At 63.4% G+C, this 22,547-nt stretch carries 24 protein-coding genes; 16 read left to right on the top strand and 8 right to left on the bottom strand.

Translation table 11 applies throughout. The features are described 5' to 3' along the window. Position 1: 1 nt before the first annotated feature. From nuoI to HAV18_RS23695, 13 genes are all read left to right on the top strand, one after another. Positions 2-490, top strand: a complete 489-nt coding sequence (nuoI, locus tag HAV18_RS23755; protein WP_014896508.1) for an NADH-quinone oxidoreductase subunit NuoI — start codon at positions 2-4, stop codon at positions 488-490. Between the two features lie 112 nt (positions 491-602). Beyond that, positions 603-1,253, top strand: a complete 651-nt coding sequence (locus HAV18_RS23750) for an NADH-quinone oxidoreductase subunit J (RefSeq protein ID WP_166960645.1) — start codon at positions 603-605, stop codon at positions 1,251-1,253. Positions 1,254-1,271: 18 nt separating this feature from the next. Beyond that, complete coding sequence (gene nuoK / locus HAV18_RS23745) at positions 1,272-1,577, top strand: NADH-quinone oxidoreductase subunit NuoK (protein WP_006478272.1); 306 nt, start codon at positions 1,272-1,274, stop codon at positions 1,575-1,577. Positions 1,578-1,594: 17 nt separating this feature from the next. Beyond that, entirely contained in the window at positions 1,595-3,649 is a 2,055-nt protein-coding gene (nuoL, locus tag HAV18_RS23740; protein ID WP_166960642.1) for an NADH-quinone oxidoreductase subunit L, read from the top strand. 16 nt (positions 3,650-3,665) lie between these two features. Then, on the top strand, positions 3,666-5,156 hold the full coding sequence (locus tag HAV18_RS23735) for an NADH-quinone oxidoreductase subunit M (RefSeq protein ID WP_166960639.1): 1,491 nt from the start codon (positions 3,666-3,668) through the stop codon (positions 5,154-5,156). Between the two features lie 36 nt (positions 5,157-5,192). Beyond that, positions 5,193-6,647, top strand: coding sequence for an NADH-quinone oxidoreductase subunit NuoN (nuoN, locus tag HAV18_RS23730; RefSeq protein ID WP_208102115.1), 1,455 nt, complete (start codon positions 5,193-5,195; stop codon positions 6,645-6,647). Continuing rightward, positions 6,647-6,943, top strand: a complete 297-nt coding sequence (locus HAV18_RS23725) for a DUF2818 family protein (RefSeq protein ID WP_011352690.1) — start codon at positions 6,647-6,649, stop codon at positions 6,941-6,943. Before nuoN ends, HAV18_RS23725 begins: the two co-directional genes overlap by 1 nt. Positions 6,944-6,979: 36 nt before the next feature. Then, the gene (locus HAV18_RS23720) at positions 6,980-7,570 is read left to right on the top strand and encodes an NUDIX domain-containing protein (RefSeq protein ID WP_166960633.1); all 591 of its coding nucleotides are present in this window, start codon (positions 6,980-6,982) and stop codon (positions 7,568-7,570) included. A 136-nt stretch (positions 7,571-7,706) separates the two neighbouring features. Further along, positions 7,707-8,129, top strand: a complete 423-nt coding sequence (locus tag HAV18_RS23715) for a DUF1178 family protein (RefSeq protein WP_166960630.1) — start codon at positions 7,707-7,709, stop codon at positions 8,127-8,129. Between the two features lie 201 nt (positions 8,130-8,330). Beyond that, positions 8,331-9,527: an acyl-CoA dehydrogenase family protein gene (locus HAV18_RS23710; RefSeq protein ID WP_166960627.1), complete on the top strand. Its 1,197-nt coding sequence runs from the start codon at positions 8,331-8,333 to the stop codon at positions 9,525-9,527. A gap of 19 nt (positions 9,528-9,546) precedes the next feature. Further along, entirely contained in the window at positions 9,547-10,680 is a 1,134-nt protein-coding gene (locus HAV18_RS23705; RefSeq protein WP_166960624.1) for an acyl-CoA dehydrogenase family protein, read from the top strand. A gap of 37 nt (positions 10,681-10,717) precedes the next feature. Then, positions 10,718-11,179, top strand: a complete 462-nt coding sequence (locus HAV18_RS23700) for a MaoC family dehydratase (protein WP_166960621.1) — start codon at positions 10,718-10,720, stop codon at positions 11,177-11,179. Next, on the top strand, positions 11,176-11,652 hold the full coding sequence (locus HAV18_RS23695) for a MaoC family dehydratase (protein WP_166960618.1): 477 nt from the start codon (positions 11,176-11,178) through the stop codon (positions 11,650-11,652). Before HAV18_RS23700 ends, HAV18_RS23695 begins: the two co-directional genes overlap by 4 nt. A 47-nt stretch (positions 11,653-11,699) precedes the next feature. Here the strand turns inward: HAV18_RS23695 and HAV18_RS23690 are convergent, their stop codons facing one another. Both HAV18_RS23690 and HAV18_RS23685 read right to left on the bottom strand, forming a co-directional pair. After that, positions 11,700-12,392, bottom strand: a complete 693-nt coding sequence (locus HAV18_RS23690) for a glutathione binding-like protein (RefSeq protein WP_166960615.1) — start codon at positions 12,390-12,392, stop codon at positions 11,700-11,702. Between the two features lie 204 nt (positions 12,393-12,596). Beyond that, a complete protein-coding gene (locus HAV18_RS23685; RefSeq protein WP_166960612.1) occupies positions 12,597-13,388 on the bottom strand; it encodes an oxepin-CoA hydrolase, alternative type in 792 nt (263 codons plus the stop codon). 200 nt (positions 13,389-13,588) lie between these two features. Here HAV18_RS23685 and HAV18_RS23680 point away from each other — a divergent pair, with 200 nt between their 5' ends. Next, positions 13,589-14,245, top strand: a complete 657-nt coding sequence (locus HAV18_RS23680; protein WP_166960609.1) for a glutathione S-transferase — start codon at positions 13,589-13,591, stop codon at positions 14,243-14,245. Between the two features lie 42 nt (positions 14,246-14,287). Here the strand turns inward: HAV18_RS23680 and HAV18_RS23675 are convergent, their stop codons facing one another. Both HAV18_RS23675 and HAV18_RS23670 read right to left on the bottom strand, forming a co-directional pair. Next, positions 14,288-15,460: a pyridoxal phosphate-dependent aminotransferase gene (locus HAV18_RS23675; RefSeq protein ID WP_166960606.1), complete on the bottom strand. Its 1,173-nt coding sequence runs from the start codon at positions 15,458-15,460 to the stop codon at positions 14,288-14,290. A 33-nt stretch (positions 15,461-15,493) separates the two neighbouring features. Then, positions 15,494-15,973, bottom strand: coding sequence for a putative toxin-antitoxin system toxin component, PIN family (locus tag HAV18_RS23670; protein ID WP_166960603.1), 480 nt, complete (start codon positions 15,971-15,973; stop codon positions 15,494-15,496). A gap of 57 nt (positions 15,974-16,030) precedes the next feature. Here HAV18_RS23670 and yaaA point away from each other — a divergent pair, with 57 nt between their 5' ends. Together yaaA and HAV18_RS23660 are read left to right on the top strand one after the other, a co-directional pair. Further along, the gene (gene yaaA / locus HAV18_RS23665) at positions 16,031-16,813 is read left to right on the top strand and encodes a peroxide stress protein YaaA (protein WP_166960600.1); all 783 of its coding nucleotides are present in this window, start codon (positions 16,031-16,033) and stop codon (positions 16,811-16,813) included. Positions 16,814-16,901: 88 nt separating this feature from the next. Then, positions 16,902-18,056, top strand: coding sequence for a M14-type cytosolic carboxypeptidase (locus HAV18_RS23660; RefSeq protein WP_166960597.1), 1,155 nt, complete (start codon positions 16,902-16,904; stop codon positions 18,054-18,056). An 83-nt stretch (positions 18,057-18,139) separates the two neighbouring features. Here the strand turns inward: HAV18_RS23660 and HAV18_RS23655 are convergent, their stop codons facing one another. The 4 genes from HAV18_RS23655 to HAV18_RS23640 all read right to left on the bottom strand — a co-directional run bounded on the left by HAV18_RS23655 (position 18,140) and on the right by HAV18_RS23640 (position 21,947). Further along, a complete protein-coding gene (locus HAV18_RS23655; protein ID WP_166960594.1) occupies positions 18,140-18,793 on the bottom strand; it encodes a BspC domain-containing protein in 654 nt (217 codons plus the stop codon). Between the two features lie 139 nt (positions 18,794-18,932). Beyond that, the gene (locus tag HAV18_RS23650) at positions 18,933-19,607 is read right to left on the bottom strand and encodes an energy-coupling factor ABC transporter permease (protein WP_166960591.1); all 675 of its coding nucleotides are present in this window, start codon (positions 19,605-19,607) and stop codon (positions 18,933-18,935) included. Positions 19,608-19,682: 75 nt separating this feature from the next. Further along, positions 19,683-20,519: a response regulator transcription factor gene (locus tag HAV18_RS23645; protein WP_166961347.1), complete on the bottom strand. Its 837-nt coding sequence runs from the start codon at positions 20,517-20,519 to the stop codon at positions 19,683-19,685. A 210-nt stretch (positions 20,520-20,729) separates the two neighbouring features. Further along, on the bottom strand, positions 20,730-21,947 hold the full coding sequence (locus HAV18_RS23640; protein WP_166960588.1) for a DUF2863 family protein: 1,218 nt from the start codon (positions 21,945-21,947) through the stop codon (positions 20,730-20,732). Positions 21,948-22,547: the final 600 nt, after the last annotated feature.

Genomic DNA, 22,547 nt, shown 5'->3' with positions numbered 1-22,547 from the left:
CATGACGGCTATCCAACACTTCTTTAAGACTTTCTTCCTGACCGAGCTGCTGAAGGGGCTCGCGCTGACCGGTCGTTACACGTTCAAGCGCAAGGTCACCGTGCAGTTCCCGGAAGAGAAGACCCCGATCTCGCCGCGTTTCCGCGGGCTGCATGCACTGCGCCGCTATGAAAACGGCGAAGAGCGCTGCATCGCGTGCAAGCTGTGCGAGGCCGTGTGCCCCGCGATGGCGATCACGATCGAATCGGAAACGCGCGCGGACAACACGCGCCGCACGACGCGCTACGACATCGACCTGACGAAGTGCATCTTCTGCGGTTTCTGCGAAGAAAGCTGCCCGGTCGATTCGATCGTCGAGACTCAGATTCTCGAGTACCACGGCGAAAAGCGCGGCGACCTGTATTTCACGAAGGAAATGCTGCTCGCGGTGGGCGATCGCTACGAGAAGGACATCGCCGCGGCGAAGGCTGCCGACGCGCCGTATCGTTGATTGTGTTTGCAGTGCCGGCCCGAAGCCAGGGCCGAGCCGCCGCGACGGGTGCGGCACGCGAGAGCGTCCCGCAAGCCGCGCCTGACTATGGCCTAACGATGAACCGGTAATCATGGAATTCACGACCGTACTGTTCTACATCTTCGCGCTGCTCCTGGTGGTATCAGGGCTGAAGGTGATCACTTCGCGCAACCCGGTGGCGTCTGCGCTTTTCCTTGTGCTGGCGTTCTTCAACGCCGCCGCGATCTGGATGCTGCTGGAAGCGGAGTTCCTCGCGATCCTGCTGGTGCTGGTCTACGTGGGCGCCGTGATGGTGCTGTTCCTGTTCGTCGTGATGATGCTGGACATCAACATCGACTACCTGCGCCGCGACTTCAAGCGCTTCGTTCCGATGGCGACCGTGGTCGGCGCGATCATCGTGATCGAAACCGCGCTGATCCTGTGGCGCGGCTACGGCGACACGCAGACCGTCCACGCGATGGCGACGGGCGAGATGGCCAACTGGTCGAACACGCGACTGATCGGCAAGGTGATCTACACCGACTACATCTTCGCGTTTGAAATCGCCGGCCTCGTGCTGCTGGTCGCGATCATTGCCGCGATCGGGCTGACCGAGCGCAAGGGCAAGGACAGCAAGCGCCAGCGCGTGTCGGATCAGGTCAAGGTGCAACGCAACGACCGCGTGCGCCTCGTGAAGATGGAAGCGGAAAAGCCGCAGCCGGAAGCGGCGCAGAGCGAAGCCGGTTCGGGCACCAACGGCTAAGCGGAGGAAAAGAAAACCATGCTGACTCTTGCTCACTACCTCGTGCTCGGCGCGATCCTCTTTGCGATCGCGATCGTCGGGATCTTCCTGAACCGCCGCAACGTCATCATCATCCTGATGTCGATTGAACTGATGCTGCTGGCGGTGAATACCAACTTCGTCGCGTTCTCGCACTACCTCGGCGATGTGCACGGCCAGATCTTCGTGTTCTTCGTGCTGACGGTCGCCGCAGCGGAAGCCGCGATCGGTCTCGCGATTCTGGTGACCCTGTTCCGTAAGCTCGACACGATCAATGTCGAGGATCTCGATCAGCTCAAAGGTTAATTTCAGGCTACGCTGTTATGTCAACGACACTCAATGAAAACCTGCTGCTGGCGATTCCGCTCGCTCCGCTGGCCGGCTCGCTGATTGCGGGGCTGTTCGGGAACGCAGTCGGGCGCAAGGGCGCACACCGGATCACGATCCTCGGCGTAATGATCGCGTTCCTCCTGTCGGCGAAAGTCTTCTTCGACGTGATGGGCGGCGCGAGCTTCAACGCGACCGTCTATGAATGGATGAACGTCGGCTCGCTGAAGCTCGAAGTCGGCTTCCTCGTCGATTCGCTGACCGCGATGATGATGGTCGTCGTGACCTTCGTCTCGCTGATGGTGCACATCTACACGATCGGCTACATGGCGGAAGAAGACGGCTACCAGCGCTTCTTCTCGTACATCTCGCTGTTCACGTTCTCGATGCTGATGCTCGTGATGAGCAACAACTTCCTGCAGCTGTTCTTCGGCTGGGAAGCGGTGGGTCTGGTGTCGTACCTGCTGATCGGCTTCTACTTCACGCGTGAGAGCGCGATCTACGCGAACATGAAGGCGTTCCTCGTGAACCGCGTGGGCGACTTCGGCTTCCTGCTCGGCATCGGCCTGCTGCTCGCATTCGCCGGCTCGATGAACTACGGCGAAGTGTTCGCGAAGCGCGCGGAACTCGCGAGCCTGCATTTCCCGGGCACCGACTGGGGCCTGCTGACCGTGGCCTGTATCTGCCTGTTCATCGGCGCGATGGGTAAGTCGGCACAGTTCCCGCTGCACGTGTGGCTGCCGGACTCGATGGAAGGCCCGACCCCGATCTCGGCGCTGATTCACGCGGCGACGATGGTGACGGCTGGCATCTTCATGGTGTCGCGCATGTCGCCGCTGTTCGAGCTGTCGGACACCGCGCTGTCGTTCGTCACGGTAATCGGCGCGATCACGGCGCTGTTCATGGGCTTCCTCGGCATCATCCAGAACGACATCAAGCGGGTGGTCGCGTATTCGACGCTGTCGCAGCTCGGCTACATGACGGTCGCGCTCGGCGTGTCCGCGTACCCGGTCGCATTGTTCCACCTGATGACGCACGCGTTCTTCAAGGCGCTGCTGTTCCTCGGCGCCGGCTCGGTCATCATGGGCATGCACCACGACCAAGACATCCGCAACATGGGCGGCCTGCGCAAGTACATGCCGATCACGTGGATCACGTCGCTCGTCGGTTCGCTCGCGCTGATCGGTACGCCGTTCTTCTCGGGCTTCTACTCGAAGGACTCGATCATCGACGCGGTGAAGCTGTCGCACCTGCCGGGTTCGGGCTTCGCCTACTTCGCGGTTGTCGCGAGCGTGTTCGTCACGGCGCTGTACTCATTCCGCATGTACTTCCTGGTGTTCCACGGCGAAGAGCGCTTCCGCAAGCCGAAGCATCCGGAATCGCCGATGGGCATGGCGGCCGCGCACGGCCACGACGACCACGGTCATGGCCATGGTCATGACGACCACGCGCACGAGCCGCACGAGACCCCGTGGGTCGTGTGGGTGCCGCTCGTCCTGCTGGCGATCCCGTCGGTGATCATCGGTGCGATCGCGGTCGGCCCGATGCTGTTCGGCGACTTCTTCCAGCACGGCGTGGCATTCGACAAGGTGATCTTCATCGGTGAAAACCATCCGGCGCTCGAGGAAATGGGCCATGAGTTCGGCAACTGGTGGAGCATGGGCCTGCACTCGGTGTCGGGCCTGCCGGTCTGGCTCGCGCTCGCCGGTGTCGTTGTCGCCTGGTTCCTGTACCTGAAGCGTCCGGATCTGCCGGCGTCGATCCGCCGCGCGTTCGGCCCGATCTACACGCTGCTGGACAACAAGTACTACATGGACAAGATCAACGAAGTGGTGTTCGCCCGTGGTTCGGTGGCGATCGGCCGCGGCCTGTGGAAGGAAGGTGACGTCGTCGTGATCGACGGCCTCGTCAACGGCAGCGCCCGGTTCATCGGCTGGTTCGCCGGCGTGATCCGCTTCCTCCAATCCGGTTACATCTATCACTACGCGTTCGCCATGATCATCGGCATGCTGGGGCTCCTGACCCTGTTTGTAACGCTCGGCGGCAAATAAGGCGGGGGACAACTTAATGCACGCTTTTCCGATTCTCAGTACCGCGATCTGGCTGCCGATCGTTTTCGGCCTCCTCGTGCTTGCGGTGGGTAATGACAAAAATCCGGGGACGGCCCGCTGGATCGCGCTGATCGGTTCGCTGCTCGGCCTTGCGGTCACGATCCCGCTGATCACGGGCTTCGATTCGAGCACGGCTGCGCTGCAGTTCGTCGAGAAGTCGACCTGGATCGAGCGCTTCGACATCGCGTATCACCTCGGCGTCGACGGCATCTCGATGTGGTTCGTCGTGCTGACCGCGCTGATCACGGTGATCGTCGTGATCGCCGCATGGGAAGTGATCACCGAGAACGTCGCGCAGTACCTCGCGGCGTTCCTGATCCTGTCCGGGATCATGATCGGTGTGTTCTCGTCGGCCGACGGCCTGCTGTTCTACGTGTTCTTCGAAGCGACCCTGATCCCGATGTACATCATCATCGGCGTGTGGGGCGGCCCGAACCGCGTGTATGCGGCATTCAAGTTCTTCCTGTACACGCTGGCCGGTTCGCTGCTGATGCTGGTCGCGCTGATTTACCTGTACACGGAAACGCATTCGTTCGACCTCGCGACGTGGCAGAACGCCAAGATCGCGATGACGCCACAGATCCTGCTGTTCATCGCGTTCTTCCTCGCGTTTGCGGTGAAGGTGCCGATGTGGCCGGTGCACACGTGGCTGCCGGACGCGCACGTGGAAGCGCCGACGGGCGGCTCGGTCGTGCTGGCTGCGATCATGCTGAAGCTCGGCGCCTACGGTTTCCTGCGCTTCTCGCTGCCGATCACGCCTGACGCGAGCCACTTCCTGGCACCGGTCGTGATCACGCTGTCGCTGATCGCGGTGATCTACATCGGCCTCGTCGCGATGGTGCAGGCCGACATGAAGAAGCTGGTCGCGTATTCGTCGATCGCGCACATGGGCTTCGTCACGCTCGGCTTCTTCATCTTCAACCAGCTCGGCGTCGAAGGCGCGATCATCCAGATGATTTCGCACGGCTTCGTGTCGGGCGCGATGTTCCTCTGCATCGGCGTGCTGTACGACCGCGTGCACTCGCGCCAGATCGCCGATTACGGTGGCGTCGTCAACGTGATGCCGAAGTTCGCGGCCTTCGCGATGCTGTTCTCGATGGCCAACTGCGGCCTGCCGGGTACGTCGGGTTTCGTCGGCGAGTTCATGGTGATTCTCGCGGCCGTCCAGTACAACTTCTGGATCGCATTCGGTGCGGCGTTCACGCTGATCCTCGGCGCGGCTTACACGCTGTGGATGTACAAGCGCGTGTACTTCGGTGCGGTCGCGAACGATCACGTTGCCAAGCTGAAGGACATCGGCCGTCGCGAATTCCTGATGCTGGGTGTGCTCGCCGCGTTCACGCTGCTGATGGGCCTGTATCCGAAGCCTTTCACCGACGTGATGCACGTTTCCGTGGAAAACCTCCTCTCCCATGTCGCGCAGTCCAAACTGCCGCTGGCGCAGTAATCGCGAGCGGAGGAACTCAAGATCATGAACGCTCCTATGAATGTCCTGTTGCCTGACGCGCTGGTGATGGCTGCCATCGTCGTCGCATGGCTGAACGACACCTTTACCGGTGCTTCCGGCCGCCGCCTGACCTATCTGATCGCGGTTGTTTCGTCGGTCGTAGCCGGAGTGTGGTTCGCGGTGCAGGCACTCGACCCGCAGCAGTACTACTTCTTCTCGAAGATGGTCGTCGTCGACTCGTTCGCGAGCACGATGAAGGCTGTCGTGTCGTTCGGTTTCGCGGTCTCGCTCGTCTATTCGCGCAAGTACCTCGAAGATCGCGACATGTTCCGCGGTGACGTGTTCCTGCTCGGCATGTTCTCGCTGCTCGGTCAGCTGGTCATGGTGTCGGGCAACAACTTCCTGACGCTGTACCTCGGTCTCGAACTGATGTCGCTGTCGTTGTACGCCGTCATCGCGCTGCGCCGCGATGCCGCGCAGTCGAGCGAAGCCGCGATGAAGTACTACGTGCTGGGCGCGCTCGCGTCGGGCTTCGTGCTGTACGGCATCTCGATGCTCTACGGCGCGACCGGCTCGCTCGAGCTGGGCGAGGTGTACAAGGCGGTTAGCGGCAACACTGACGCAGCCGTGCTGATGTTCGGCGTGGTCTTCATCGTCGCCGGTATCGCGTTCAAGCTCGGCGCCGTGCCGTTCCACATGTGGGTGCCGGACGTCTACCAGGGCGCACCGACCGCGATGACGCTGTTCGTCGGCGGCGGCCCGAAGGTTGCCGCGTTCGCGTGGGGCCTGCGCTTCCTGGTGATGGGCCTGCTGCCGCTCGCACAGAACTGGCAGACCGCGCTCGTGATCCTCGCCGCGCTGTCGCTGATCGTCGGCAACATCACCGGTATCGTCCAGCGCAACATCAAGCGGATGCTCGCGTACTCGGCGATCTCGAACATGGGCTTCGTGCTGCTCGGCCTGCTCGCGGGCATCGTGAAGGGCGACGCGGCGGCACCGGCGAATGCCTACAGCTCGGCGATGTTCTACGCGATCGTCTACCTGATCACGACGCTCGGCTCGTTCGGCGTGGTGATGCTGCTCGCACGCCGCGATTTCGAAGCCGACACGATCGACGACTTCAAGGGCCTCAACAAGCGCAGCCCGGTGTTCGCGTTCGTGATGATGGTCATGATGTTCTCGCTGGCCGGCATCCCGCCGACCGTCGGCTTCTACGCGAAGCTCGCCGTGCTCGAGGCGACCGTCAACGCGGGCCTCACGTGGCTCGCCGTGCTGGCCGTGATCACGTCGCTGTTCGGCGCGTTCTACTACCTGCGCATCGTGAAGCTGATGTACTTCGATGCACCGCAGGATACGACGCCGATCTCGGGCGATTTCTGCAAGCGCACGATCCTCGTGCTGAACGGCCTCGCGGTCGTCGTGCTCGGCCTGATCCCGAGCCCGCTGCTGACGGCTTGCCTGCAGGCAATTCGTCACACGCTGCCGCTGTAATGTCGGCAGCCGGCTGGTTTATCGTGCTGTTGGCGCTCGTCTGCGCCAACCTGCCGTTCCTGAACCAACGCCTCTTCGCCGTCGTGCCGTTCGGCACGGCGAAGAAGAGCGGGTGGGTGCGGATCGGCGAGCTGATCGTGCTGTACTTCATCGTTGGCGCGCTCGGCTTCTGGCTCGAGTCGCGCGCCGGCAACCGCTTCGAACAGGGCTGGCAGTTCTACGCGATCACGTTCAGTCTCTTCATCGTGTTCGCGTTCCCCGGCTTCACGTTCCAGTATCTCGTCAAACGACGCTGACGGCTCCGGCCGTCGCGCTCAATTTTGGAGCCGCCGATGGCCGAACTACCCAATCACGACGCCGCACTGACCGAAACCTGCCTCGAGAGCGAGGCGATTTTCGAAGGCTCGTTCCTCAAGCTCAAGCGCGACACCGTCCGCCTGCCGGATGGCAAGAAAGCCACGCGCGAATACGTCCAGCACCCGGGCGCGGTGATGGTGATCCCGCTGTTCGACGACGGTCGCGTGCTGATGGAAAGCCAGTTTCGCTACCCGATCGGCAAGGTGATGGCCGAGTTCCCGGCCGGCAAGCTCGACCCGAACGAAGGCGCGCTCGCCTGCGCCGTGCGCGAACTGCGCGAGGAAACGGGTTACACGGCACGCGAGTACGTGTTCCTGGCCCGGATTCACCCGATCATTTCCTATTCGACCGAATTCATCGACCTGTACCTCGCGCGTGGGTTGACGGCCGGCGAGCGCAAGCTCGATGAAGGCGAATTCCTCGAGACCTTCACCGCGACGCAGGCCGATCTGCAGGAATGGGTGCGCACGGGCCAGATTTCCGACGTGAAGACAATCATCGGCACGATGTGGCTCGATAAGGTGCTGTCCGGCACGTGGCCGCTCGGGCCGGTCCTGACGCCCTGAGTGCGGCGTCAGCGGCGGGTGGGGCGACGCGTTACAATCCGGTGACGCGACGCCTCCTCGTCGCGCGATCGGTATTTAGCACGATCGTTCACAAAACCGTTTTTTGCGCTACACTCGCCACACGCCCTGATTCAGCATGAAGGTCCTCGATTTACAGTGCCCGCACGGTCATCGGTTCGAAGGCTGGTTCGCTTCCGCCGATGAATTCGAAGCGCAGTTGTCCCGCAAGCTGGTCGAATGTCCGGTGTGCGGAACGACCGAGGTCAACCGTCTGCCGTCGGCGCCGCGCCTGAATCTGTCAGGTGCGACGCAGGCACAGCCGGCTGATCCGCGCGCAATGCAGGCGCAGGTGATGCGTGCGCTGCGCGAGGTGCTGGAGAAAACCGAGAATGTGGGCGAGCGCTTCGCCGAGGAAGCGCGGCGCATCCATTACAACGAGGCGCCGGCACGCAGCATTCGTGGCGTCACGACGCCCGAAGATGCGCAATCCCTGGCCGAAGAAGGCATCGAAGTGATGCCGCTGCCGATTCCTGCCGCGCTGAAAGAACCGCTGCAATAAGGTGTGCAGTGAGTCCTTGCCGCGCCGGACGGCTGCGGCAAGCCTTGCATGGGACCAGAGTCAGTGCTGACGCACCAACTCCGGTCGACCGCGAAGCATGGGACCGGAGTAAGCGTTAAAGCACCAACTCTGGTCGACCGCGAAGCATGGGACCAGAGTAAGCGCTAAAGCGCCAACTCTGGTCGACAGGAGACACTGCGCATGGATCTGGATTATTCCCCCGCCGACGACGCGTTCCGCGTCGACGTCCGCGCCTGGCTCGAGGCCAACCTGCCTCACGCACTGCGCGCCAAAGTTCTCGATCACAAACGACTCGACCGCGAGGATTTCGCGAGCTGGCACCGGCTTCTCGGCCAGCGCGGCTGGTCCGCGCCCGCCTGGCCCGTCGAATATGGCGGCCCTGGCTGGAACGCGACGCAACGGCACATCTGGGATGAGGAGTGTGCGCGGATCGGTGCGCCGACCGTGCTGCCGTTCGGCGTGTCGATGGTTGCGCCGGTGTTGATGAAATACGGCAGCGAAGCGCAGAAACGGCATTACCTGCCGCGCATTCTCGACGGCTCGGACTGGTGGTGCCAGGGCTACTCGGAGCCGGGTTCGGGATCCGACCTCGCATCGTTGCGCACGCGCGCCGAGCGCCGCGGCGATCACTACGTCGTCAATGGCCAGAAGACCTGGACGACGCTCGGCCAGTACGCCGACATGATGTTCTGCCTCGTGCGCACCGATCCGGCCGCGAAGAAACAGGAGGGCATCTCGTTCCTGTTGATCGACATGAAGACGCCCGGCATCACGGTGCGCCCGATCGTCATGCTCGACGAGGACCACGAGGTCAACGAGGTGTTCTTCGAGGACGTGAAGGTGCCGGTCGAGAATCTCGTCGGCGACGAGAATCGCGGCTGGACCTACGCGAAATACCTGCTTGGCCATGAGCGCACCGGCATTGCGCGCGTTGGCGCGTCGAAGCGCGAGCTTGCGTTCCTGAAGCGCGTGGCGTCGAACCAGCGCAAGAACGGCAAGCCGTTGCTCGCCGATCCCGTGTTCGCCGCAAAGGTCGCGGCGCTCGAGGTCGAGCTGATGGCGCTCGAAGTGACGGTGCTGCGCGTCGTCAGCCGCGAGACGAGCGGGAAGGGGCCGGGCCCCGAGGCGTCCATGCTGAAGATCAAGGGCACGGAAGTGCAGCAGGCGCTCACCGAGCTGATGGTCGACGCGATCGGCCCGCTCGCCGCACCGTTCGACATTCCGTTCCTCGAAGGCCAGCGCGAGCACAGCATCGCGGGCGACGACGATGCGGCGCCGCTGGCCGCGTACTACTTCAACTACCGGAAGACGTCGATCTACGGTGGTTCGAACGAGATCCAGAAGAACATCATCGCGCAGATGATTCTGGGGCTGTGATCAGGGAACGGAGACAACCATGGATTTCAGCTTTACTGATGAGCAGCAGCAGTTCGCCGACGCGTTGCGCCGTTATCTCGGCGAGCAATACGGCTTCGAAGCCCGCCAGGCAATCGTGCGCAGCGACGCGGGCGTGTCGGACAAGCAATGGAGCGCGTTCGCCGAACTGGGGTTGACCGCGCTGCCCGTGCCGGACGCACAGGGCGGCTTCGGCGGCGGCCCGGTCGACATGCTGGTCGTGATGCAGGAGCTCGGCCGTGCGCTCGTGATCGAGCCGTACTGGGCAACGGCGGTGGGCGTCGAGGCGCTGCGCATCGCCGGCTCCGGCGCCGGTGACGATGCCGCGCTGCTGGAGGCGGTCGCACAGGGGCAGAAACGTGTGGCGGTCGCGTTCCACGAGCCGCATGCGCGCTACGACCTGTTCGAACTCGACACGCATGCGCGCGAGCAGGGCGGCGCGTACCGGCTGACCGGCACGAAGTCGGTTGTTCAGCACGGCGCACAGGCGCATGCCTGGATCGTGCCTGCGCGCGTCGACAGCGGCGGCATCGGCCTCTTCGTCGTCGAACGGGATGCAGCGAATGCGAAGGTGGTCGACTACCGGACGATCGACGGCCAGCGTGCTGCGACGCTCGGCTTCAATGAAACGCCGGCGCGACTGCTGACGGGCGGTGCGCGCGATGCCGCAGCCCTCGAGCAAGTTGCCGATTACGCGACGTTCCTGTTGTGCGCGGAAGCGGTCGGCGCACTCGACGAACTGAATCGCGCCACGGTCGAATACACGAAGACGCGCGAACAGTTCGGCGTGCCGATCGCGCGTTTCCAGGCGCTGCAGCACCGGATGGTCGACATGCTGATCCATGCCGAACAGGCACGTTCGCTGACCTACCTGGCTGCCGTACGTTACGCGAGCGGCGATGCCGACGCGCGGCGCAAGGCCGTGTCGGCCGCGAAAGCGCGTGTCGGCGCCGCCGCGCGCTTCGTCGGCCAGCAGGCCGTTCAACTGCATGGCGGCATGGGCGTGACCAACGAGGTCGCCGCTGCGCACCTGTTCAAGCGGCTGTCGATCATCGAGACGACGCTCGGCGATACCGATCATCATCTTGCGCGCATCGCGGCGCTGCCCGATTTCGCGCAGGCCGACGCGGCATGACGGCGACGCGCGAGCGCGCCAGACAAGGAGACACCTAGTGGGCATCAGTTACGAAGACCTGGTGGTCGGCAGCACCACCGAAGTGGGCCGTTACACGTTCGAACCCGACGACATCAAGGCGTTCGCGCAACGCTACGACCCGCAGCCGTTCCATCTCGACGAAGAGGCCGGGAAGGCATCGCATTTCGGCGGGCTCGTCGCGAGCGGCTGGCACACGTGTTCGGTGTTCATGAGCCTGCTCATCAAGAAGCTCGGCCAGGACTCGACCAGCATGGGCTCGCCGGGTATCGACTCGATCCGCTGGCTCAAGCCGGTGAGGGCAGGCGACACGATCACGATGTACCAGAAGGTCCACGACAAGCGCGTGTCGGAGAGCAAGCCCGATCGCGGCATCGTATCGACGGAGTGGGTCGGCGTGAACGTCGCCGGCGAGACGGTGATCACCGTGCATACCAAGGTGATCTTCGGGCTGCGTCATCCGGGAGGCACGCACGCATGACCGACGTGACCTTGCCGCTGATCGCATCGGCACAAGCGTTGCAGGCGCGTGTCGGCGCGGAGCCGCTCGCGAGCGGCTGGATCGCGATCGACCAGCATCGCGTCGACGGTTTTGCCGACGCGACCGGTGATCATCAATGGATTCACGTCGATCCCGAGCGCGCGCGCCGCGAGTCGCCGTTCGGCGGGCCGATCGCACACGGGTTCCTGACGCTGTCGTTGATTCCTGCGTTGATGACCGACGCGATGCGTTTCGAGCAGAAGATGGGCGTGAACTACGGACTGAACCGTGTGCGATTCCTGAAGCCGGTGCCGGTCGGCGCGCGTGTGCGTGCGCTGTTTGCGGTAAAGGAAACCGCCGAGGCCGCGCGGGACGGTGTGCAGGTGACGTGGTCGGTGACGATGCAGGTCGAGCGTCCCGATGCGCCGCTGCCGGTTTGCGCGGCGGAATTCATCACGCTTCATTACTTCTGAAGCGGGGAGCGGCATGCATGGATGCCGCTCCGTCCGTCACTTGAGCGTCAGTGCTTCGCGTATTGCGTCGCGCCGAACAGCACCTCGCGTGCCTTGTCGTCCTGCAGCGCCTTGCGCATCGACGCGAGCACTTCGACTCCGCGCTGCACGGCCGGTCGTGCAGCGATCGTCTCGTACCAGCGCTTCACGTTCGGCAATTCGTCGAGCACGATGCCCTGGTTCTGCCACGAGCGCGTCCACGGGAACGTCGCAATGTCCGCGATCGTGTACGCATCGCCCGCGAGATATTCGGATTCGCCGAGACGCTTGTCCATCACGTTGTACAGGCGCTTTGCCTCGTTCGTGTAGCGGTTGACTGCATACTCGATCTTCTCCGGCGCATACAGGCGGAAGTGGTGCGCTTGCCCGAGCATCGGGCCGACACCGCCCATCTGGAACATCAGCCATTCGAGCGTCGCATAGCGTGCGGCCGGATCGGTCGGCAGGAACTTGCCGGTCTTCTCCGCGAGGTAGATCAGGATCGCGCCCGATTCGAACAGCGAGATCGGCTTGCCGCCGGGGCCTTCCGGATCGACGATCGCGGGGATCTTGTTGTTCGGGCTGATCTTCAGGAATTCCGGCTTGAACTGGTCGCCTGCGCCGATATCGACCGGATGGGCACGATAGGCGAGGCCCGTTTCCTCGAGCATGATGTGCACCTTGTGGCCGTTCGGGGTCGCCCAGCTATAGACGTCGATCATCGTGAACTCCTTTGTTGCATGCGCGAAAACGGCGCCGGCAGCGCCGCGACAGGCGGTCATTAGAGCATGGATCGATACGGGCTGCTGGCGACGGAAATGTGCATGCCGATGCGTGCGCGCAGGCGTGCAAGTGATCGTCGATGAGGTCGCACGCAGCGCTTCCGGGCAGACGCGTTCTGGCAGTTCGAAAGCCGGTGCTGCGGATCAGCGCTTGTAGCGGGGCTGGCGTTTCTCGAGAAATGCGGTGATGCCTTCGAGCCCGTCGGCATGATGCAGCGACGCGACGAAATGATCGCGTTCGGTGCCGAGATGCGTGTCGAGCGGTTGCATCGTTGCGTCGTCGAGCAGCGACTTGATGCGCGTGAGCGCGTTCGGCGAGATGCCGGCGAGCGCATCGGCCCATGCCAGCGCGTCGGTCAGCGCCGCGCCCGGCACGGCGAGCCGGTTGACGACACCGAGCGTGTGCAGACGTTCGGCTGCGACGGGTTTGCCTTCGAACAGGATCTCGGCCGCGATCGCGCGCGGCAATGCGCGGGCGAGGAACCACGAACCGCCTCCGTCGGGAGTCAGGCCGACACGCGCGTACGACATCACGAACTTCGCATCGTGCGCGGCGACGATCAGGTCGCACGCGAGCGCGAGCGAGAAGCCCGCACCGGCCGCGGCGCCTTCGACCGCCGCGATCACCGGCTTCGTCGAAGCGTGGATCGCCGTGACCCATGCGGCGAGCTGGTCGATGCTGTCGGCCTGATAGGACGGATCCTTCGAGCGGTTGTCGAGCAGCCGGTTCAGGTTGCCGCCCGCGCAGAAAAAGCGATCGGCGCCGGTGAGCACGACGGCGCGAATCCCGGGATCGCGTTCGGCGGTGGCGAGCGCCTCGATGCCGGCCGCGTACATGTCGGGATGCAGCGCATTGCGTGCGCCGGGATTGGATAGCGTGAGGACGAGCGTCGAGTCGCTCTCGGGCGGACGCGAGGCCAGCAGTTCAGCACTCATGCGAGCGTGTCTCCATCGGATGGCGGGGCTGCGGCGCCGCGCGCGTAGCACGCTGATGCGGCCGATGCCGTAGCGGATGTAATGTTGTCATGACGAACGCAATACTTGCTTTAGACTAGCACGAACGTGCTTTTCAGCGCGACGAATCCCGAGGCGGCCGGCACCGTTGCGGCCGCGTTCCAGCAACGAAGGAGACTCCGATGCTACAGCTGTGCGGTATTCCGTTGTCCAACTATTACAACAAGGTGAAGTTCGTCCTGCTCGAGCACGACATTCCGTTCGAAGAGTCGGTGTGCGGATTGCCGATCAGCGATCCGGCCCAGCTCGCCGATTCGCCGCTCGGCAAGATTCCGTTCCTGAAGACCGAAGAAGGCGCATTGTTCGAGTCGCAGGTGATCATCGAATACCTGGCGGCGCGCTATCCCGAGAAAGGCATTTTCCCGGCGAGCCCGTTTGCGGCCGCGAAAGTGCGCGAACTGGTCGAGACGCTCGAGCTGTATCTCGAATGGGTGGCGCGCGAGGTCTATACGGAAGCGTTTTTCGGCGGCAAGGTCAGCGACGGAATGAAGGCGCACGTCGAGAAGCGCCTGCCGCGCGCGATCGATGCGTTCAAGCAGTTGACGCAGTTTTCGCCGTATGTGCTCGGCGAGTCGTTCGGCCTCGCCGACATCGCCGCATGGGTCCATCTGCCGGTCATCGGGATGGCGACGAAGGCCATATTCGGACGCGATTTCCTGCTCGACGCCGGTATCGACTGGAAGGCGCACGCGAAGACGGTCGGCGAGCGTCCGGCCGCGCAGCGCGTGGCAACCGAGCGCAAGGCGTATATCGAAGCGACGAGCGTCGCTCGTTCGTAAGCGCGGTTCCTGCAGGGCGGCGTACGGCCGCCCGTGCGGGACTTACAGGCGTGCGAGCCGTTCGAGCGCGGCCGCGAGCGTGCTTTCCTGCTTGGCGAAGCAGAATCGGACGACGCCCGATTCGTGCGGCTCGTGATAGAACGCCGACACCGGAATGGCGGCCACGCCGATCTCCGACGTGAGCCACTTCGAGAATTCCGCTTCAGGCAGGTCGCTGATCGCCGAATAATCGACGCACTGGAAGTAGGTGCCCGTGCAGGGCAGCAGCTTGAAGCGTGTGTGCTCGAGGCCGGCCCGGAAGAAGTCGCGCTTCTTCTGGTAGAAGTCGGCAAGCGTCAGGTACGGCGCCGGGTCGCGCAGGTAGTCGGCGAGCCCGATCTGCATCGGCGTGTTCACCGTGAACACGTTGAACTGGTGGACCTTGCGGAATTCCGCGGTCAGCGCGGCAGGGGCTGCGACATAGCCGACCTTCCAGCCCGTCACGTGATAGGTCTTGCCGAAGCTCGACACGATGAAGCTGCGCGCGGCGAGTTCCGGATAGCGCGCGACGCTCTCGTGGCGCGCACCGTCATAGACCATGTGCTCGTAGACCTCGTCGGACAGGATCAGCACGTTGGTGCCACGCACGATTTCTTCGAGCTTGCGCATGTCCGCCTCGCGCCACACCGTACCCGTCGGGTTGTGCGGCGTGTTGATCAGGATCATGCGCGTTTTCGGCGTGATTGCGGCCGCCAAGCGGTCGAACGGAATCGCGTAGTCGGGCGCTTCCAGCGTGACGAACACGGGCTTGCCGCCTGCGAGTTCGATCGACGGCAGGTAGCTGTCGTAGGTCGGTTCGACGACGATCACTTCATCACCCGGATGCACCGTGCACAGGATCGCCGTCAGCAGCGCCTGCGTCGCGCCGGCCGTTACGGTGATTTCGGTCGCCGGATCGTAACGCCGGCCGTAGACCTGCGCGATCTTGTCTGCGATCGCATCGCGCAGCGGCGCGACACCGGCCATCGGCGGATACTGGTTGTGCCCGTTGCGCATCGCGGCGGCAACCGCATCGACGATGCGCGGATCGCAGTCGAAATCCGGAAAGCCCTGGCCGAGGTTCACGGCGCCTTTTTCTGCGGCAAGCGCGCTCATGACCGTGAAGATCGTCGTGCCGACGTTCGGCAGGCGCGAAGGGAAAACGGGAGTCGTGGGCATGTCTGAAGGAGCGTTCATCGATACGGTCGAAATCGGGTGGTGTTGCGTGCGTCAAGCCGGCGTGGCGTCGAGCGCGCAGGCTTCGGCAAAGGGGGCAGGTTGCGCGATCCGGAAGCCGAAGTCGCGTGCGGTGCGCTTCGCAAGCTTCAGCAGCGCGCGGTCTTTCGACACGAGCCACTCGGCCTGGGCGGCGCGGGCGAGTTCAAGAAACTTCTGGTCGTCGCGGTCCTTGCACTTCGGCAGCGGCGGCGCGTCGGCGTCGACGGCCGGCGGCTCGACGAGGCTCGCCAGGCGGGCGACGGTCGCGAGCGCAGCCGCCTTGTCGACAGCGCGCGCCTGGAACTGCGGATAATCGAGCACATACTCGAGTTCGGTCAGGCAGCGGCCGTCGATCACGGCGGCAAGCGTGCCGCGTTCGAGCGCGGCCCGGATCGGGCGCGTAGCAGGGTCGTCGAATACGAGGATGTCGATCCAGACGTTCGAGTCGAGCACGACGCGATGCGCGGCATGCGGGGCGAGAGAGCGGGTCATTCGTTACAATCGGTGGTTTTCGTCTGACCGCAAGGCACGGCGTGCCAGCGAGCCTCTATGATAATCGTTCTCTCTCCAGCCAAATCCCTCGACTACGATACGCCCGCGCACGTCCAGTCTTACACGGAGCCTGCATTCGTCGACGACGCGTCCGAACTGATCGACGGCCTGCGCAAGCTTTCGCCGCAGGACATCGCGACGCTGATGGATATCTCCGATCCGCTCGCGCGCCTGAATTTCCAGCGCTACGCGGACTGGTCGCCGACCTTTACGCCGGCCAACGCGAAGCAGGCCGTGCTCGCGTTCAACGGCGACGTATATGAAGGATTCGACGCCAAATCGCTGTCGTCCGCCGATCTCGACTACGCGCAGCAGCACGTGCGCGTGCTGTCGGGGCTGTACGGGCTGTTGCGTCCGCTCGATCTGCTGCAGCCGTACCGTCTCGAGATGGGTACGCGCTTCGCGAACGCGCGCGGCAAGGATCTGTACGCGTTCTGGGGCGATCGCATCACGCGTGCGCTGAACGAACAGCTCGAAACCCGCAGCGGCTCGGCGCGCGTGCTGGTCAACTGCGCGTCGACCGAATACTTCAAGTCGGTCAAGCCGAAACTGCTGGCCGCGCCCGTCATCACGCCGGTGTTCGAGGACTGGAAGGGCGGCCGCTACAAGATCATCAGCTTCCACGCGAAGCGTGCGCGCGGCCTGATGGCGCGTTTTATCGTCGAGAACCGTATTACCGACCCGAAGGCGCTGAAGGATTTCGCGACGGAAGGCTATGCGTTCGATGCGGCTGCGTCGAACGACTCGACTTACGTATATCGCCGGCGAGTCGGCGAGTGACCCAGCCGGCCGTTCACGAGACGGCTGGCGCATGCATGAGGCCGGGCAAGCGCTACACCGCCTGTTCCGGTCGACCAAGGAGAGACAGATGGCCGTTTCGATCACCAGCAATTTCGACGCAGGCGCAATCGACGTCGTGTCGTGCGACAGTCCCGATGCGATTCGGCTGCGCGTGCGCGGCGACAACCGCTCGGAATTCGCGCAATGGTTCTACTACCGCTTGACGGGCGCGCGCGGCGAGCGCTGCGTGATGACGTTCGAGAATGCCGCCGAATGCGCGTATCCGTCGGGCTGGCGCAATTACAGCGCGGTGGCGAGCTATGACCGGGTCGACTGGTTCCGCGTGCCGACGACGTTCGACGGCAAGTCGATGACCATCGACCATACGCCGGAATTCGACAACATCTACTACGCGTATTTCGAACCGTACTCGGAAGAGCGTCACGCGGCATTTCTCGGCGCGGTCCAGCAGTTGCCGCAGGCGAGCGTTGTCGAACTCGGTCGCACGGTCGAAGGTCGTCCGATGTCGCTGCTGACGCTCGGTACGCCGGAAGCCGACGGCGCGCCGAAGAAGAAGGTGTGGATCATCGCGCGCCAGCATCCCGGCGAGTCGATGGCCGAATGGTTCATCGAAGGCCTCGTCAAGCGGCTGGCCGGATGGGGTGACTGGGCCGGTGATCCGGTCGCGCGCAAGCTCTACGATCGCGTGACGTTCCACATCGTCCCGAACATGAACCCGGACGGCAGCGTGCATGGCAACCTGCGCACCAATGCGGCGGGCGCGAACCTTAACCGCGAGTGGATGGCACCCGATGCCGAGCGCAGCCCCGAGGTGCTGGCCGTGCGCGATGCGATCCATGCGATCGGCTGCGACATGTTCTTCGACATTCACGGGGACGAGGATCTGCCGTACGTGTTCGTTGCCGGGTCGGAGATGCTGCCGAGCTTTACCGAGCAGCAAGGCAAGGAGCAGACCGCATTCATCGAGGCCTTCAAGGTTGCGAGCCCCGACTTCCAGACCGAGCACGGCTATGCGGCGAGCAAATACAAGGAGGACGCGCTCAAGCTCGCATCGAAGTACATCGGCCACCAGTTCGGCTGCCTGTCGCTGACGCTCGAGATGCCGTTCAAGGACAACGCGAACCTGCCCGACGAACGCGTCGGCTGGAACGGTGAGAGAAGCGCGGCGCTTGGCGCGGCGATGCTGGCGGCGATCCTGGTGCACGTCGACACGTTCGCGTAAGCGTAGCGTCGCCGTATGAAAAAAAGCCGGGGCATCTCAGGATGCCCCGGCTTTTTTGCTTCTGTCGAAGTCGCTTCGTCGTATCAGGACTTCTTCGCAGTCTTCTTCACGACCTTCTTCTGGCCGCTCGACTTTTTCGTTGCGACGGCTTTCTTGCTGCCGGTGCGGCCCGATGCCTTTGCCTTCACCTTGCCTCGGTGCGACTTGCCCTTGAATTTCTTCGTCGAGGACGTGGAGCGCTCGACGCGCGGCTTCAGCGGCGGAACCGGATCGTTCCAGCTGAACGCGAGCATTTGCTGACCGACATAGCCGCATCGGAATTTCAGCGGCGTCGGGTCGCTGCCGTCGCTGTGGATGCCGAGTCCGTCGACAGTGACGATGTTGTCGACCTTCACGCGCTGCTTGCCCTGGTCGAACGAGTCGTTCCATGGCGTGATTGTCGCGTTGCCGCTGTCGAATGCGTTCGGCGCGAAGTCGACGCGGTCGAATGCCGACGACGTGCTGGCGATGAAGCTGCCATGCGCCGCACAATCGGCGGCGAGCGGGTCGGCGTGCATTTCGTTGACGAATTTGTTGATCAGTTCGGAGCGCTGGTCGAGCAGATCGGCGAATGCCGGTGTCGGAAGCGCAAGCGACAGGCCCGCAATACAGGCTGCCAGCTTGCCGAGCGCCCGGAAAATCCGGAGCGACGCAGGAGAGCTGTCCATCTGGTTATTGGTGAGGAGCGAATGAGACATCGGGCACGTATAGATGCCCGATGAAGAACCGGAGTTCAATCTTAGCGTAAAAAAGTTGTGCGGCAGTAGATGTCGCATTCTGCCGCACCGCGCGAGATGCTGCCGGAACGGGATGACGGCGCCGCCGCCAGAGGACAATTCAGGCGCGCGGGCCGCCGAGGCGATAGCGCCGGACGTCGAAGGTCGTGACCCAGGCAGGGCGATAGACGGCGATGAGTGCCGTCGCCATGCCGGTGAACCACGCTTCGCCGAGTGCGAGCAGCGCAGTGTTCAGTAGATAGCCGGCCGGAATCACGACTGGCACGCCGTCCGCGAGCGCGAGCTGGACCCCGGCCGCGGCAGTGGCGACCGCGATGATCGCGACGGCCGGCGACAGGAATCCCTGGCCGGTGATGAACGACGCGAGATTGTGCGGCAACCATGCGAGTGCGGCGCGCTGCAGCAATGCCGACACGGCGACCGGCAGCGCGCCGTAGATCAGATAGGTCAGGCCAATGCCCTGCCAAGGCGCGTCGAAGATGATCGCGGCAACCGCCGTGATGGCGCCCATCGCGATCAGTGCGAGTGTCCAGTCGAACAGGGTGACGAGCAGCGTCGCGCCAAGCAGATGCATGACGATGCCATCTTCGAGCCACGCATTCGAGGCCCAGAGGACCGCAATGGCGGTGACGAGCGCGAGCCACACGTGCTGGAGCGTGGCGTCTTGCAGGCGAACGAAGGGACGATTCCAGATCGCGAGCGCGAGCAAGGCCACGGCGGCGATCCAGCCACCGATGCCAACCCAGAGCGGAAGCGGTGTGAAAAGAAAACCCATGCGTTCATATTACTCGTTGAGCATCAAAGGTGGGAATTCGCACACGCCGACCGTCGCAATATCGAGACTGTTTGGCTAGCGTTCGCGCCGGAACCGCGCGGGTGGCTCGGCGGCGATCGGCAGCTCCTGCGCGCTGTCGGTCGAGGCTGGCAACGGGTATGGGCGATCATTCCGTTGCGTACGCAGCGGAACCGGGCCGTGTTCGCCGATGGGCGGCTTGCGCGTGCGGTTGCGGTTCGCCAGCAGCACCTCGAGGTGGGGCGACAGCCAGCCGTTGTAGATCGCGACCGCGGCGGCGCGGTTGGCGGCACCGAGCTGCTGGAAGATGCTGGCGAGGTGGATCTTGACGGTGCCTTCGCTGATGCCGAGCGTACGGGCGATCATCTTGTTGGTGCTGCCCATGTGAACGAAGCGCATGATCTGCGCTTGTCGCGGCGACAAGAGGCCGCTCGGCGGCCGGCGGGGAAGCGACCCGGCGAGTGTCTGGAAATGGGCATCGTAACGCGCCGCAGCAGCGGACGGCAGCAGTCGGAGCGCGATCGGCGGGATGTAGTGCCCGCCCAGCAGCACGATCTCGAGCGCACGCACGATCAGGTGCGGCCGCGTGGAATGCGGGATCACGCCGGCGACACCATAGTTGAAGAAGCGCTGGATGGCCTCCGGCGACGTTTCGTCGACCAGGACGGCGACGGGTGTCGGCGAGCACGCGCTGCAGAGCGCCTGAAGCTCGCTGAGTCGGCCGACGTCGAGCCAGTCGATCGCGACGAGGTCGAAACGCTGGTTGCGCAGCAGCCTGCGCGCCTGGAAACTGTCGGACGCATCATTGATGCTGGCGTGACGGTCGATCTGTCGCAACAGGGCCTTCAGTCCGTCACGCCGCTCGGCGTCTGAATTAAGCATCAGGAACCGCATATTCAACCTCCGTAATGTGAGCCATTGATCTGCCGTCTGGCATGCCTTGGGTCTGATGATGACAAAGACCTTACACGATGTCTGCTTGGCTGAAAGGCTTAGGAAAAGTATGAAATTTCGGACGGCGGGATGGCGGACAAGAAAAAAGCCGCTCCGGCGGGAACCGTGAGCGGCTTCGGACGAGCAGGCCGTCAACGCCTGCTGTGCGGGTCAGTGGAAGTGCGGCTGGGCGGGTGACGCGTCTTCCGGCATTTCCGCGTGGACGATTTCGCCGAGCGGATCTGCGTAAAGCGGCACGCCGCAGTCATCACAGTATTCAGGTTCGAAGCGGCCCGCGTGCCGCCGGACGTCGGTTACGCCGCATTCCTTCAGCAGGCTCACGATTTCCTCGAGCGGCCCGTCGATCGGTGCTTCGCCTTCGAGCGTCGCGCTGTCGATCGACACGTCGCCGTTTTCACGGCCGTAGAGCGGCCATACGACGCCGTAGATTACGTCGTTGCTGGCACGCCGCGTGAAGCCGACACGATACTCGTCGATACGGCGTTCGCCGAAGCCGGCGACCACCGCGCGCAGTTCTTGCGGTGCCGCACCAAGTGTGTCGAAAAGATAACGAATGGCGGTTCTCACCGTATGCGGACGCACGCGTTCGTCCGCATCCCGGCAGGCCGAATAGTACGCGTCCGGAAGCAGGCATTCGAATTCGCAGCCGGGCAGGGCGATCGACAGGTTCGGGCCGCCCTGGGCCGTCCATTGCTCGAGGCACTGGCCACGTTCGATCCGGCTGCCGTTTTCTTCCTCCTGCCAGCGGAACAGCGCTGCGCCGGCGGGCGCGGCGACGACGGCGAGCAGGAAGCGCGGGTCGGCCAGGATCGGCGAGGTTTCAGGCAGGTCGCCGAAGCTGAGCTTGGGTGTGTGCTGGGTGATCGCTGCATGCGCGAGTTGCTGGGCCAGCCGGTAGGTCTCGACGTGATGTCGCGGCAACTGGTCGATGCTGTAGAGGAACGGGGCAAGCCCGACGAGGGTGCCGTTCGCAAGGACGTGAGCCTGCAGGTGCGTTCGCAGCGCGTCGGCAACGTCACCCTTGAGCGGGCCCGACGGAATCATGTAGCGCGTCCATGCGAGAACCGGGATGGCGACCAGCAGCGCGTCGAACGGTTGCCCGTCGTGCTCGATCACCATCGACTCGCTGTGCGTCTCGGCCATGTCGGCGAGCGCACCATAGGCGTCAGGATGATTCTGTTGAAGATGGTCGAGCGCTGCGTCGAGCGTGGTCTGGTTGCCGTTGCGGACAATCTTGGCGAGCAGCGCGTCGAGCTTCGCTTCCCAGAAGCGATCCTCGATGCGGCTGCCCGAGGCGAAGAGCGCAAGCGACAGACCGACAAGTTTGTCGGCATCGGGGGGGAGGCGTTTGGCGATTCGCTGGCGCATATTAAAGACGTATATAGAAAGAGGCGAAGAACCTCACATTCTAGTCCGTTCTTTGCACCATAAGCGGTCTCGTGCCGAGGCATGGCAGACCGGCCGAATTGCGGCTTTTGTAAAAAAGTTGCTTCAAACCCCTTGCGCAGTTCGAAGAGCGTGCCTACAATCACGCCTCTTTCGCGCTAACGGAAACGCGGTGCGGGAGAGGGAAGCAGGGTTGGCGGTGTGCTGCAGTCTGGAGCGCGCAACTGGCCTGGAAGTTGAGCCCCGCAGTCGCAACGATGGTGTAAAAAAGTTGTTGACGATCTGCGAAACACGGTTCATAATCTCGCTTCTCTGCTGCTGAAAACGCAGCGCTGCTGAGAAACGCGAAGTTCCTCGCAGAATGCTCTTTAAAAATTAACAGCCGATAAGTGTGGGCGCTTGATGGCAGCGAGCTGATCCTTGGATCAGATAGCGAAAGTATCAAGAGTCTCACGCTAAAGTAAGTCAGGTTTATGAAGTGATTCATATTCCTGTCAGCTTTGAGTGAGCGACCGGTTCTTAACTGAACCGAAAACAGTAACAGGTTTAAACTGAAGAGTTTGATCCTGGCTCAGATTGAAC

It is taken from the genome of Burkholderia sp. D-99, from assembly GCF_011605345.1.
Taxonomy (GTDB): domain Bacteria; phylum Pseudomonadota; class Gammaproteobacteria; order Burkholderiales; family Burkholderiaceae; genus Burkholderia.
Note: the sequence above shows the minus strand (reverse complement) of the source record. Positions and strands in the feature narration are given on the sequence as shown.

Bases quoted from the DNA above. Each gene is read 5' to 3' on its own strand.
- nuoI (WP_014896508.1), top strand. From the start codon at position 2: ATGACGGCTATCCAACACTTCTTTAAGACTTTCTTCCTGACCGAGCTG.
- HAV18_RS23750 (WP_166960645.1), top strand. From the start codon at position 603: ATGGAATTCACGACCGTACTGTTCTACATCTTCGCGCTGCTCCTGGTG.
- nuoK (WP_006478272.1), top strand. From the start codon at position 1,272: ATGCTGACTCTTGCTCACTACCTCGTGCTCGGCGCGATCCTCTTTGCG.
- nuoL (WP_166960642.1), top strand. From the start codon at position 1,595: ATGTCAACGACACTCAATGAAAACCTGCTGCTGGCGATTCCGCTCGCT.
- HAV18_RS23735 (WP_166960639.1), top strand. From the start codon at position 3,666: ATGCACGCTTTTCCGATTCTCAGTACCGCGATCTGGCTGCCGATCGTT.
- nuoN (WP_208102115.1), top strand. From the start codon at position 5,193: ATGAATGTCCTGTTGCCTGACGCGCTGGTGATGGCTGCCATCGTCGTC.
- HAV18_RS23725 (WP_011352690.1), top strand. From the start codon at position 6,647: ATGTCGGCAGCCGGCTGGTTTATCGTGCTGTTGGCGCTCGTCTGCGCC.
- HAV18_RS23720 (WP_166960633.1), top strand. From the start codon at position 6,980: ATGGCCGAACTACCCAATCACGACGCCGCACTGACCGAAACCTGCCTC.
- HAV18_RS23715 (WP_166960630.1), top strand. From the start codon at position 7,707: ATGAAGGTCCTCGATTTACAGTGCCCGCACGGTCATCGGTTCGAAGGC.
- HAV18_RS23710 (WP_166960627.1), top strand. From the start codon at position 8,331: ATGGATCTGGATTATTCCCCCGCCGACGACGCGTTCCGCGTCGACGTC.
- HAV18_RS23705 (WP_166960624.1), top strand. From the start codon at position 9,547: ATGGATTTCAGCTTTACTGATGAGCAGCAGCAGTTCGCCGACGCGTTG.
- HAV18_RS23695 (WP_166960618.1), top strand. From the start codon at position 11,176: ATGACCGACGTGACCTTGCCGCTGATCGCATCGGCACAAGCGTTGCAG.
- HAV18_RS23690 (WP_166960615.1), bottom strand. From the start codon at position 12,392: ATGATCGACGTCTATAGCTGGGCGACCCCGAACGGCCACAAGGTGCAC.
- HAV18_RS23685 (WP_166960612.1), bottom strand. From the start codon at position 13,388: ATGAGTGCTGAACTGCTGGCCTCGCGTCCGCCCGAGAGCGACTCGACG.
- HAV18_RS23680 (WP_166960609.1), top strand. From the start codon at position 13,589: ATGCTACAGCTGTGCGGTATTCCGTTGTCCAACTATTACAACAAGGTG.
- HAV18_RS23675 (WP_166960606.1), bottom strand. From the start codon at position 15,460: ATGAACGCTCCTTCAGACATGCCCACGACTCCCGTTTTCCCTTCGCGC.
- HAV18_RS23670 (WP_166960603.1), bottom strand. From the start codon at position 15,973: ATGACCCGCTCTCTCGCCCCGCATGCCGCGCATCGCGTCGTGCTCGAC.
- yaaA (WP_166960600.1), top strand. From the start codon at position 16,031: ATGATAATCGTTCTCTCTCCAGCCAAATCCCTCGACTACGATACGCCC.
- HAV18_RS23660 (WP_166960597.1), top strand. From the start codon at position 16,902: ATGGCCGTTTCGATCACCAGCAATTTCGACGCAGGCGCAATCGACGTC.
- HAV18_RS23655 (WP_166960594.1), bottom strand. From the start codon at position 18,793: ATGTCTCATTCGCTCCTCACCAATAACCAGATGGACAGCTCTCCTGCG.
- HAV18_RS23650 (WP_166960591.1), bottom strand. From the start codon at position 19,607: ATGGGTTTTCTTTTCACACCGCTTCCGCTCTGGGTTGGCATCGGTGGC.
- HAV18_RS23645 (WP_166961347.1), bottom strand. From the start codon at position 20,519: ATGCGGTTCCTGATGCTTAATTCAGACGCCGAGCGGCGTGACGGACTG.
- HAV18_RS23640 (WP_166960588.1), bottom strand. From the start codon at position 21,947: ATGCGCCAGCGAATCGCCAAACGCCTCCCCCCCGATGCCGACAAACTT.